General features: G+C 52.0%; 5 protein-coding genes. 4 read left to right on the top strand and 1 reads right to left on the bottom strand.

Annotated elements, in window-relative coordinates; translation table 11 throughout:
- Window positions 1–466 precede the first annotated feature (466 nt).
- A complete protein-coding gene (locus tag H144_RS0100360; protein ID WP_019940032.1) occupies window positions 467–2095 on the bottom strand; it encodes a beta-N-acetylhexosaminidase in 1629 nt (542 codons plus the stop codon).
- 337 nt (window positions 2096–2432) lie between these two features.
- Here H144_RS0100360 and H144_RS0100355 point away from each other — a divergent pair, with 337 nt between their 5' ends.
- From H144_RS0100355 to tamL, 4 genes are all read left to right on the top strand, one after another.
- Window positions 2433–4775: a TonB-dependent receptor gene (locus H144_RS0100355; RefSeq protein WP_019940031.1), complete on the top strand. Its 2343-nt coding sequence runs from the start codon at window positions 2433–2435 to the stop codon at window positions 4773–4775.
- Window positions 4776–5038: 263 nt separating this feature from the next.
- Entirely contained in the window at window positions 5039–5749 is a 711-nt protein-coding gene (locus tag H144_RS0100350; RefSeq protein ID WP_019940030.1) for a hypothetical protein, read from the top strand.
- A 52-nt stretch (window positions 5750–5801) separates the two neighbouring features.
- Complete coding sequence (locus H144_RS0100345; RefSeq protein ID WP_019940029.1) at window positions 5802–10742, top strand: translocation/assembly module TamB; 4941 nt, start codon at window positions 5802–5804, stop codon at window positions 10740–10742.
- On the top strand, window positions 10732–13167 hold the full coding sequence (gene tamL, locus H144_RS0100340) for a translocation and assembly module lipoprotein TamL (RefSeq protein ID WP_026350276.1): 2436 nt from the start codon (window positions 10732–10734) through the stop codon (window positions 13165–13167). The genes H144_RS0100345 and tamL overlap by 11 nt, the downstream gene beginning before the upstream one ends.
- Window position 13168 lies beyond the last annotated feature (1 nt).

The following is a 13168-nucleotide window of genomic DNA, read 5'->3' as shown; positions in this document are numbered from 1 at the left end:
GGAGGTGGGTTGGGGAATTTTATTTTAGGTGTTCCACTAGCAACGCATCATACTACTTAGTACCATCGCCCCCCTTTGATTTTATAGCGATCTTTTCCAGCAGCTCATCAATCATGAGCACATCGTGAAGGTCTTTCGGGCGCCGGGCAAGTGTTTTAACTTCCCGAAGATCGTTGATTAGGCTTAGAAAAAATCAATTTGCTGATTGCTTCCGGATAGACCATATCCTCTCCAATTTCTTGAAAAAGAGCTTTATGAAACCTGCGCAGATTCCAATAAGCTTCCCACCGCTCGTCAAGAGTAGCGTTGATGTATGATTCCAGCTGGTCCTGATCAAGCTCCTCGAATGATTCGAAGACCTTTATCCTTTTCCTTTCCATAGTTGAACGTTGCCTTAAAACAAATATAACCAAAAAAAGCACCCCGCCGGTGCGGGGTGCTTTTACCAATGTATGAAGTAACACGACTACTTTTTCTCCGGCCAGACGTATTCGAACTGGCTGTTGATGGGAGCGCCGAAGTAATTGACACCCAGGAAATCGAGGCGTTTTTTGTGGATTTCGAGGCGTTTGCTGAAATCTTCGAAGTTACGGCCTTCTTTTGAAGTCCAGCCTACTTCGGCCAATGCCGTGGCGCGTGGCCATACCATATATTGTACGTATTCAGGCGTTTTCATGTATTCGGTCCAGACGTTGCCCTGCACGCCCAGGATGTGCTTGCCTTCTTCGGCCGACAGCTCCGCGGGCGTGGGCTCGAATGAATAGGACTTCGCCAGGTCGGTGAAGCCGCCGAATGCCACGGGCTGCGTTTTGGCGTCGGCCTGGTAGTGGTCGAGGTAGCAGAAGCCGCCGGGCGTCATGATTACGTCGTGGCGCTCCTTGGCCGCCGCAATGCCGCCTTCGGTGCCGCGCCAGCTCATCACGGTCGCATTAGGAGAGAGGCCGCCTTCAAGGATTTCGTCCCAGCCGATCATGCGGCGGCCCTTGGAGGTGATAAACTTGTCAACTCGCTTGATCACATAGCTTTGCAGGCCGTGCTCGTCTTTCAGACCTTCCTTTTTGATCAGATCCTGGGCAAAACGGCTTTCCTTCCACTGCAATTTCGGGCATTCGTCGCCGCCGATGTGGATATACTTGCTCGGGAAGAGGTCGATCACCTCGGTCAGCACGTCTTCCAGGAATTTAAATGTCTCTTCACGCGGCATGAACACGTCGTCGTACACACCCCACTTAGTGCCTACCTGGTAAATTTTATCGGGATTGTTGCCCAGCTGCGGGTAAGCTGCCAGCGCCGCCAGTGCATGGCCCGGCATTTCGATTTCCGGGATCACATTCACGAAACGGTCCCCGGCATATTTGATCACCTCTTTGATCTCTTCCTGTGTGTAAAAACCTTCGTACGGCGTTCCGTCGAACTTCTGGTCGCGGTAATGGCCTTTCATCGTCTCCTTCCGTTTCGAGCTGATCGTTTTCAGTTCCGGGTATTTCTTGATCTCGATACGCCAGCCCTGGTCGTCGGTCAGGTGCCAGTGGAACTGGTTTTGCTTATGCAGCGCGATCAGGTCGATGTATTTTTTCACAAATTCAATGGGCATAAAATGACGGCAAACGTCGAGCATCAAACCGCGGTAAGCATAGCGGGGCACGTCCTTGATAGTGGCGTAAGGCACGGTCCACTTCACACCGGCTACCGGTTTATCACTAAAAATCTCCACAGGCAGCATTTGCAGCAATGTCTGCACACCATAGAATGCACCCTTGGCCGTCTGCGCCTGAATGGTCACGCCTTTCGGGGTCGAAAGGAGGCGGTAGCCTTCCTCGCCCAGGCTTGCATCCGATGAAGTAACGAGGGTAATGTCGCCCTTGCCTTTGGCCACCTGCGCCGCATTGCCGGTGGCTTTGCCCAATTGCGCAGCCAGCATCCCGGCTACGTGTTGCCATGTGGCATCGGCAGGTGCGCCGATCTTTGTTTTAGCTTTCAGCGTCCATGCGCCTTTGGCGGTCAGGACCTGGGTAGGTTTGGGAATTACATGGATTTGCGCAAATGCAGAGTGTACGAGCACGCAACAAATCAGTCCAAAAAGGAAGCGTTTCATGAAGTGGGAAAACTGGATTTATTAAAATTATTTAAAAATACTGCAAGTTAACGTCTTCCCCATTTAAAATACGGCCGTTCTTAAATTTTTTATAATTTTATGTAATTATTTCAAAAAAGGGTACGTTACCATAATTACATGTAACTTTGTACTTTTTAAAGCGTTACAGCTTGTTTTTGTTACATTTCTCCACACGCTATCAGCCGTTTTGCTTTACTTAACTCCTAATAAAATCTAAAATCCTATACCCGTGAAAAGAACTCTGTTTCTTAACAGTATTGCCTTAATTTTACCTACACAACTCCTTCTTGCATCTCCCTACAACGCATCGCGTCCTGTGAATCATCCAAAATCACAGCGCGCCGTGGGTGGTAAGCTCGTGGGCAAAATCGTGGAGGGCCCGAGCAACGCCGGGGTTGCATTTGCCACGGTCGCCTTGCTGGCACCGAAAGATTCTTCGCTCGTGAATGGCGCGGTGGCCGACGAGAACGGCCTGTTCACCATCGCCGAAGTGGCTGCCGGCAACTACATTTTGCGGGTGACCAATATGGGTTACCAAACGCTTTACAAACCCAATATCAAGCTGGCCGCCGAAGCGCCCCTGCTCGACCTCGGCAGTATTACCGTCGTTGCCGAAGCACAGAAACTGGCCGAAGTGGTGGTGAAAGGCGAAAAAACGATGATCGTCGACGATATCGATAAGAAAATCGTCAACATCGGCAAGGATATGCTTGCTACCAGTAACAATGTGAGCGACCTGCTTGAAAAAGTACCCGCCGTGTCGCTCGACGAAAACGGCAACCCGCAGGTGCGCGGCAAAGGTAATGTGGTGGTGCTCATCGACGGCAAGCCTTCCAACCTCTACGGCTCCGACCTCCCTACCATTCTGCAATCATTCCCCGCCAACCTCATCGAACGCATCGACGTGATGACGACGCCATCGGCCAAATATGAAGGCGAGGGCGCTTCCGGGGTGATCGATATTATCACGAAAAAAACGAAGATCCGCGGTATGAACGGCGGCGCACGGTTAAGTATCGGCAATCGGAACAACAATGCGGCTTCGGGTAACCTGAGCTACAAATCGGGCAAGTTTGGCCTGAATGCCTCGCTCAGCGGGCAGACGCGCGCCATGACCTGGGAACGGACATTGAGCCGCGATAATTTCGTGACCGAGCAAACCACCCGTTTGCAGCAGGATGGGACCGGCGGCAACAAAGGCAAGAATGCATTTGGCCGCGTGGGTGTCAACTACGATTTTAACGACAAGAATTCGATCGAAGCGGGCGTGAACTACTCGCGCGACAACAGCCGCAACAATAGCAACATTCTCAACGAAACCACCCTCGCAACCGGTGTCGTTTCGGAAACATTCCGCCGCCTGAACAACAGCAAAGGCAATGGCGACAACGTGAACTTTAACCTGGATTACCGGTTGAAATTCGCGGAAAAAGACCATCAGTTAAACTTCAATTCCAGCTACTCGCTGGGCGGGTCGGACGGTGAGTCGTATTTCGCGCAGGAAAGCACGATCGACAGCCTGATGCGCAACCAGCAGAACCTGCGCAACAACAACCGCCATTCATTGTTCCTCAATGCGGATTACACCTGGCCCATTACGCCCAAAGCGACGCTGGAAGCCGGCCTCCGCTCGCGTACCAGCGCCAACGACAATGTGAATGCATTCTATAACCTCGACCGCGAGACCAATTCCTACGTGTTCGACAACAATATCAGCAATGTATTCGGCTATAAGGACGCGACCTACACCGGTTTCATGACCTTCTCGCAAAAAACCGACCTCTGGGGCATCCGGGCCGGTCTGCGCGTGACGGATTACAACCAGGACATCGACCAGGTGAGCCGCAACCAGGAGTTCAGCGTGCATTTCCTCACGCTCGTGCCTTCGCTCGCACTTACCCGCAAGCTGGGCGAATCGTCGCAGATCAAGCTCAATTACAGCCGCCGCGTGCAGCGCCCGGAAGCCGACTGGCTGAACCCGTTCACCGACGTGTCCGATCCGCGTAACGTGAAAACCGGTAACCCGAACCTCCGTCCGGAGTTTACGCACAAGGCCGAAATGGGCTATTCCAATTATGAGGCGAACGGCGGTTTCGGGCCGTCGCTGTTCATGGATTACTCGAACAATGCGATCACGCAGATCCGCACCATCGACGAGGCGGGCGTTTCGCTAACCCGCTACGACAATGTGGGCCGCGAACTTTCCTACGGTTTCGAAACCGATTTCTCCCAGAAACTCTTTGGCGATGTCCTGAAAATCAACGGCAGCGGCCGCGTGTTCCGCAGCGAGGTCGTCTCGGCCATTGCGCAGATCGACAACCGGACGTGGAGCTACTCGGGTAACCTCAATGCATTCATCACCCTCCCGGCCGACTTCCGCGCATCCGCCTATGTGAATTACGAAGGCCCACGTGCGATCGCGCAAGGCACGCGTGACGGCGTTTTCATCGCCAATATGGGTATCCGTAAAGATCTGCTTGAAAAGAAAGCGACGATTTCATTCAACGTACAGGACATTTTCCTCTCGCGGAACTACCGCAGCCAGCTCGCCACCGACACGTATTCGCAGTCGTCTAACTGGCACCAGACCAACCGCCTTGTAAATGTGACATTCCAATACAGGTTTGGCAAAATTTCCGCAAGTGGCGACGACGCCTGACCAGCAGGTTTAAAATTGTTAATATATGTGAAAGGAAGGGCTGCCATCGGTCCTTCCTTTTCATTTACAAGCAGTTTCAATGCATTCGAAAACGGCCCGCTATGCCCGTTTTCCACCACATCCTCCCTAATGGAACGGTTTTTGCAAATACCTCGCGCAGGAGTCGATTTATTTTACTTATTTAAACCCCAAACACGTCGTTTTATCTAAAAGCCGGAACCCCGAAAAGGTGCCGGAACATTTAAACACAAATTCACAAACCAATGAAAAAGCTCAAATTGCTGGCCGCGATGCTGATGGTATCGGTCGGTACTTACGCACAGAAACTGCCTGCTGACTCCATATTCGCACAGTTTTACAAAGCAACCGGAGGAAAGGCATTGTGGGACGGGGTTAAATCCTACAATATCAAACGGAGCTACGCCGCCGCGGCAGCCACGCCGTACGATGCCGTGATTACCGCCTCGCTGCCCGACCAATCGATTTACAAGAACAAAACCATCATGAAACGCAGCTTCGTGTATACCGTGAAGGGCGATCAGGGATGGGTAAAGGTGCCTATCGGCCCGAAAGTGGATGTGAAAGACCTCAGCCAGGCCGAACAGCAAAATATGCGCCAAGAGCTCTACGATAACCTGGTACCTTTTATAGATTATAAAAACCGCGGCCTGATCGCGACCACCGTGGGTACCGAAACGCTGAATGGCGTGCCGGTCAACAATGTGGAACTGCAAGGCAAAGGCGTTAAATACAACCTTTATTTCGATGCGAAGACCGGCTTGCTTGTGCGTCAGAAAACATCCGAGGCCGGTGTGGAAATCACGACGGATTTATCAGATTACGCCAAATCCGCGTACGGTATTTTATATCCCACCAAACTCGTGGAACTGAATAGCACGGACAAAAAACCCGTGACGATCAAATCGGCGCTGACGGTCAACGACCAGGTGAATGTAGAGTTATTTAAAAGATAAGAAAATCAAGTTTTTCAACGCCTGTATCGGATAGGGCGGAAAACAGTCGGGGATGAAGAAAGCACTCAAAGTATTGGCCATAATAATCCTGACAGTATTGATTCTGGTTGGCGTGTTGATCTGGGGCATCCAGACGCCGTTCGGCCAGAATTTTTTAACGTCCCAGGCGAATTCATTTTTACGTAAAAAACTCAAAACCAAGGTCAATATCGAAAAAGTGCGGTTCGACATACCGGACTGGGTCCTGCTCGAAGGCGTGTATTTCGAGGATTTGCACGGAGATACGCTCGTATCGGGCAAGCGCCTGTACGTAGACCTGGACATGTACAGCCTCATCAAGGGCGACATCGGTATCAACAAAGTGGAACTGGAAGATGTGAATGCGAATATCAGCCGTGTGCTGCCGGATACCGTTTTCAACTTCCAGTTCATTGTCGACGCTTTCGCGGGCACGGATACGGCTGCGATCGATACCACGAAGTCGGAGCCGCTCAAAATGCGTCTCGATCAGATTTCCCTCAAAAAGGTACGGTTCTCGTACCGCGACGCCGTGATCGGCACGGACGCTTCGGGGAATATCGATTCGGCGCTCGTGAAGTTCGACAAATTCAATCCCACATTATCCCAATACCACCTGACCAACACGGCATTGCACAACAGCCAGGTGAAACTGCGCATGTACAAGGCCCTGAAAGCGGCCGAGGCGGGCCCCGAGCCCAAGCCGGACCCGGCGGATTCGCTGGACATCAAGGTCGGCGACATTGATATCCGGCAGTTCAAATGGCAGTTCGACGACGAAACTTCCGGCCTGAAAAACGGCTTGACCGTAGGTAAGGTGGCGGGACACGTCAACAGCATTTATATGGGCACCCAGCACGTGGATGTGAAGAATGTGTCTCTACAAAACCTGTCCCTCTTCGCCGAATTTGCCAAAATGCCCAAGCCCGCGGCTGCGAAGAAGGATACGTCCGCCGGAACGCCGGCCGATGCTCCGGGCTGGTACGTGAAAGTGGGCGAGATCAAGCTGGAAAACAACGACATCCGTTACGACGATTTCAACACACCCGCCGTGCCGAAAGGCCTCGACTATGCACACCTGAACATTCAAGACCTGAATGTCGATTTACAGAACTTCCTGTTTTCGCCCGAAAACATTGCCGGAGCATTGAAATCGGCTTCTTTCAAAGACAAAAGCGGCTTCCGCATCGACGCCTTCCGTACGAATTTCGCATATGGGGAACAGGAGACTTACCTCCGCAATCTTTACCTGAAAACACCCAATACCTTGCTGCGCGACGAGCTGAGCCTGCGCTACAAAAACCTCGACCAGCTCACGAACAACATCGGCAAGGTAAAACTGAAACTGCGCCTGACCGACAGCCGCATTGCATTTGCCGATATCCTGCTGCTGGTACCCGATATGGCCAAAACGCCGCCATTTGACAAAGTACCCAACGGCCTCGTGAAAGGCTCGGGACAGATTACGGGCTCGGTGGACGATATGCTGATTTCCAAGGCCAGCTTCTCCATGCTCGACGGCACGGTACTGAATGCGAACGGCCGTGTGCAGGGCCTGCCCAATGCGGACAAACTCGCGATGGACCTGGATATCAATGAAATATCCTCGACCAAAGCCGACTTGCTCAAAATGCTGCCCGACAGCGCGGTTCCAGCTTCGATAGAGCTGCCTGAAACGGTGAAGATTTCGGGAAAAGTGAAGGGATCGATGGAAAACCTGACCCTGGCCACGACCGTAAACACTTCTTTCGGCACGGGCACATTCTCCGGCAACCTGAAAAACATTACCGACAGCCTCCGCGCACAATATAACGGTACGCTGACATTCACCGAGTTCGACCTCGGCAAGCTGACTAAACAGCCGCCCACCGAAATGGGAAAACTCACTTTCCGTACAGACATTGAAGGGGTGGGTTATGCGCCGAAAACGATGATAGCGCGGCTCGATGGAAATATCGAGAGCGCCGATATCAAAGGTTATGTTTACCAAAACCTGAGATTAAAAGGCGACATCGACCACGGCCTGGCTAACATTTCGGCGGACATGAACGACCGCAATATCGACCTCGACCTGACCGCCCGGGCCGATCTTTCAAAAGAATATCCTTCCGTTAAAGCGGATCTCGAAGTAACCAACCTCGACCTTACCGCACTGAACCTCTACGCCGATTCCTTGCAGGTGAAGGGAAATATCAAAGTCGATATGCCTTCTACCAACCCGGAAAATCCGCTGGGAACCGTGCAGGTCGACAGCCTCGTCCTCACGCACCACCGCCGGCCGATCGGGATTTCGAGCATTAACGTGCAGCTGACCGATTCGAGCGGCGGCAGGCAGGCCTACATCGATTCCCCGATTTTGAAAGCCAAAATGACGGGCCAGTACTCCTACACCGAGCTTGGCGACGCGATATTGACCGAAGTAGGCAAGCATTTCAAATCACCCGACCTTACTTATAAAGAAGTGACCAAACCGGTCAACTTCGCATTGGACGCTACGCTGAACAACCACCCGGCCGTGCAGGCATTCGTGCCGCAGATACGGGAAATGAAGACGATCGGCCTGCATGCGCAAATGGATAACCAGAAGGATTCTTCGCTGGTTGCCAGGATTACCGTGCCGATGGTTAACTACGACAGCACCATTGTGGAGCGCGTGTCCGTCGATTTTGGAACGCTGGAAGAAAAAGCGGCATTGAATGCGAATATCGGGCTGCTGAATGCCGGCGGATTCCGGATGCAGAATGCGTCACTAACGAGCGACATTGTGGACAACGACGTGAAATTCGATTTCACCGTCCGAGACTCGGTGAACACGGAAAGGCATTCCGTGAAGGGTGACCTCGCCGTGAATGGCAGCCGCTACCGCCTCAACCTGCGCGACAACCTGCTGCTGAATTACGACAAATGGGAAACCGATACGGCCGGTTATGTGCAATATGCGACCGACAGCGTATTCGTGAAGAATTTCACGATCAGCAACAAGGGGCAGTCATTGAAAATCAATTCCACGACCGAAGCGCCGAACAGCCCGCTGGACATTGCGATGAACAACATTTCGATCGGCCCGCTGATCGAGATCGCCACGCTCGACTCTACGCTCGCTACCGGTACTTTGAATGGAAAGGTGCTGCTGAGCAATTACATGACATCGCCCGTGTATACCGGCGAGCTTACGATAGACAGCCTGGCCGTGACGAAAATTCCGGTGGGTAACCTATCCATTAAATCCACAAATGAAACGGAGAACCTGATCCGCGTCGCCATGTCGCTCGTGAACGACCAGAACAACGTCGATATCCGGGGCGGCTACAATTTGAATTCCGAAACGCCGATGGATTTCAAAATGGATTTGAAAAAACTGAGTGCAAAAACGATCGAGGCATTCAGTTTCGGCGAGTTAAAGCGTGCCGAGGGCAACCTGACCGGCCAAATCGACATTACCGGCTCTACGGACAGCCCGCGGCTGAACGGCGCCATCAATTTCGATAATGTAGCTTTCAATGCGACCCAACTGGGATCGCGGTATTCGCTGGCGGGGCAAAAGATCCAGTTCAATGGCCAGAATATCAATTTCAATAACTTCACCCTGACCGATTCGCTTAACCAGGCGATGAAAATCAACGGTAATGTGAACATCGCCAAGCTGCCCGATGTCGGTTACGACCTGAATATTTCGGCCAAGAATTTCAATGTCCTCAATTCGACGCAGAAGCAGAACGAGCTGTTTTTCGGAAAAGCCAACATCGATGCAAACCTGACCGTGAAAGGCGTGGGCGCCAAATCGGTGATCGACGGTAACGTGAAAGTCGATCCGGGCAGCAATATCACCGTAGTAATGCCGAGCGATGCCACCGAGGCCGGCGACGCTACGAAAGGGGTGATCGAGTTTGTGGACATGAGCGATTCCACGCAAACCGCCAAAAAGGACTCGATCGAAACCGCACAAAATGTCGTGGTCGATTTCGCCTCTCAGATCTCACTCGACATCGATGTGGACGACAAATCGGAATTTAAGGTCGTCATCGACGAACTGAACGGCGACAATATCCGCCTCAAAGGCAATGCACAGCTGAACACCGGTATCGCGCCGAATGGTCAGCTGTTCCTCCTCGGCTCTTACGATTTGACGGAAGGCTCCTACGACCTGACGCTGCAAATCCTGAAACGGCAGTTTGAGATCAAAAAAGGCAGCACGCTGCTGTGGACGGGCGATCCGATGAAGGCGGATTTGAATATCACGGCCGCCTACCCGGTGATGGTGGACCCGGGCTCCATTTCGAGCAAATTCCAGGGATCCAGCAAAATTCCCATTGAAGTCCAGATTGTGATCACCGGAAACCTGACGACGCCTAACATTACATTCAACATTGTACCCGGCGCAACTATCGACGAGCAGATCAAGAGCGACATTCAGAACCAGACATTCTGGAGCGATATGACGAACAACCCGTCGGAAATGAACAAGCAGGCATTCGCATTGCTGATTACCAACAAGTTCATCACAGACCAGTCGACCTCCGGCTTCAACATCGGTTCCAGTGCCGAAGCCGTGGCGCGTCAAAGCGTGAGCCAGCTCCTGACCGATCAGCTGAATAACCTCGCCTCCGACCTGATCAAGGGAGTGGACCTTAACATTGGCCTGAACTCTACCGCCGACCAGACCACCGGCGCCCGCACCGACCTGAATGTAGGCCTGAGCAAGGCATTTTTGAACGACCGGTTGAAAATTTCCGTCGGTAAAAACTTCGAGCTTGAAAGTCAGGGCAATGCCGGTAATTCCACCGAGGTATTTGACAATATCGCCCTCGACTATTCGATCAGCAAGGACGGCCGGTACATGTTCCGGGGTTACCGTAAAAATCAGTACCAATCGATCCTCGAAGGTTTTATTATCGAAACCGGGGTGAGTTTTATTATTACGGCGGACTATGACCTTTTCCGTGAAATTTTCCAAAAGCAGCGCAATGAGAAGTAATATAGGTTATATACTGGCGATCTGTATTTTCCTGGGCGGCTGCTCGGTCAACAAGTATGTACCCGAAGGCCAGAGCATTTACGTCGGCAACAAGGTGAACGTGCAGCCCGATAGTATTTCGAAACCCAATGTGTCGGGCGTGGCATCGGAGCTGGAAGGTCTCGTAAAGCCGCCGCCGAATAAGACGATTTTTGGCTTTCCGTGGAAGGTATGGTTCTATTACTGGATCGGTGAGCCCAAAGACGAGGGCGGCCTGCGCAGCTGGTTTCGCAAAAAGCTCGGTGAGCCGCCACGCTATGCCACGCAGCGCATTGTGGATATCAATGCGGCCAATATGGTGGCCTACCTCGATAATGAGGGCTATTACCGGTCTGCCGTTAAAGGCAGAATCGTCGCAAACAAAAACAAGAAGAAACGGACGGCGATTACCGAGTACGATGCCTATGTCATGCCCCGCTACGTGATCAACGAGCTGAGCTACGTCGTGCCCGACAGCTCGCTTTTCAACAGGGATCTCGTACTCGCAAAAGGAAAAACGCTGCTCAGGAAAGGAGATCCCATTCGCCTCGACGTCGTTACGGCCGAGCGCACGCGGATTGATCAGGAACTGAAAGGCAAGGGTTACTATTATTTCAATCCCGACTACATTATCGTAAAAGTCGATTCCACCATTGGCAGGGCAGATTCCACATTGGCGCCGCAGCAGGTAAACCTGTATTTGGAAGTCAAAAAAGAGACCGCTCAAACTTCTCTTAAGCAATATTTTATCAACCGCATTTACGTCAATACCGGCACCTCGGAAAACAAGCAAAACGATTCGCTGCCGGTGGCGTCGACCAATCCATTTCGCAGGGGCATTACCGTCACAGACCCCGGAAATGATTACAAACGACGGATATTTTACGACGCTATCGGTTTCAGGCGCGGGAATATGTATACCAATACCATGCACGAAGTATCGCTGCAAAGGCTCGTGAACCTCCAAAACTTCCGTTTTGTCAAAAACCGCTTCGACCTGGTTCCCCGCTCCGATTCTGCACTGCTCGATGTGCATTATGATCTGGCGCCGATGAAGAAAAAATCGCTGCAAACGGTCCTTTCGGCCAGTACTAAATCCAATAACCTCGGCGGTTCGCAGCTGGATGTGACCTGGCGCCACAGAAACTTCTTCAGGGGAGCGGAAATGCTCGCTATCAGCGGCTACTTTGGCTTTGACGTGCAGTTGGGCGGGAACCGCAATTCTTCCAACAACATCGGCAACGAATATATCCGCTATGGGGCGAAGGCTGATCTTTCCTTCCCGCGCTTCATTATTCCGTTTGTACGGATCAGGCCGGAGAAAAGCCAGGCATTACCTAAAACAATCCTTTCGCTGAACTACGAAAACCGCATTCAGCGCAACTTTTACACCACCCGTTCGATACGCGGCGACTGGTCGTACGTATGGCGGCGCAACAAGGAGGTGGAACACACGCTGACCCCGATCTCGATCAACTTCGTAGAGCCCCGGAATATCAATTACGAAACCTACGAAAAGATCATTTTCGACCCCGATACCAACCCGCTCGACGTGCAACGCTATTTGCGGATACTGGAAACGAAGTACCTTATTATGGGTTCCAACTACTCGATTTCCTACCGGCCCACACCGCGCCCGTTCAGCAAAAACCAGGTCGCGCTCACGGGCGGGATCGATTATGGCGGCAACCTGCTCAGCCTCTTCGCCAAGAAAATGGGCTCCGACAGCATTCCGAAAGAGATATTTGGCGTGCCGGTATTCCAGTATGTCAAATTGGACGGCGACGTGCGCTACTACCGCACTATTACACCTTCGATCAAATGGGCAAACCGCTTGTTGCTGGGCGCCATTAAGCCCTACGGGAATTCCAAATACATGCAAACACCGCAATTCAAACAGTATTTTGGCGGGGGTAGCACGGGCATCCGGGCATTCAGGGCAAGATCGCTCGGGCCGGGTTCGTACAAAACGGATACTTCTACGATCGCATTGCTTGGTTACCAGGTTTTTGCGGATATCCGCATGGAATTCAATTCCGAGATACGGATGAAGTTTACCGATATTATCAATGGGGCTGTATTTGTGGATGCGGGAAATATATGGTCGTTCGGCAGCGCGGACCGTTCTGGTTACGACGAGCGGGCCCTCATCAGTAGTAATTTTCTCAAACAGGTTGCGGTAGGTGGTGGCATCGGTCTTCGTCTCGACTTTTCTTATTTAATCTTCCGCCTCGACCTTGCTACACCATTCCGCAAGCCGTGGTACACGGAGGAAATCGAGTCTGAAACGCCGGAGGGGGAAATCAAATACAAAAACCCGTGGGTGTTCAACGAGATCAAATTCGGAAGCAAAAGTTGGAGAAAAGAAAACCTGATCCTGAATATCGCGGTAGGTCTGCCGTTCTGAC

The sequence above is a fragment of the Dyadobacter beijingensis DSM 21582 genome (assembly GCF_000382205.1).
Lineage (GTDB): Bacteria > Bacteroidota > Bacteroidia > Cytophagales > Spirosomataceae > Dyadobacter > Dyadobacter beijingensis.
The sequence above is the reverse complement of the archived record's forward strand: the minus strand, read 5'-3'. Positions and strand labels throughout refer to the sequence as shown.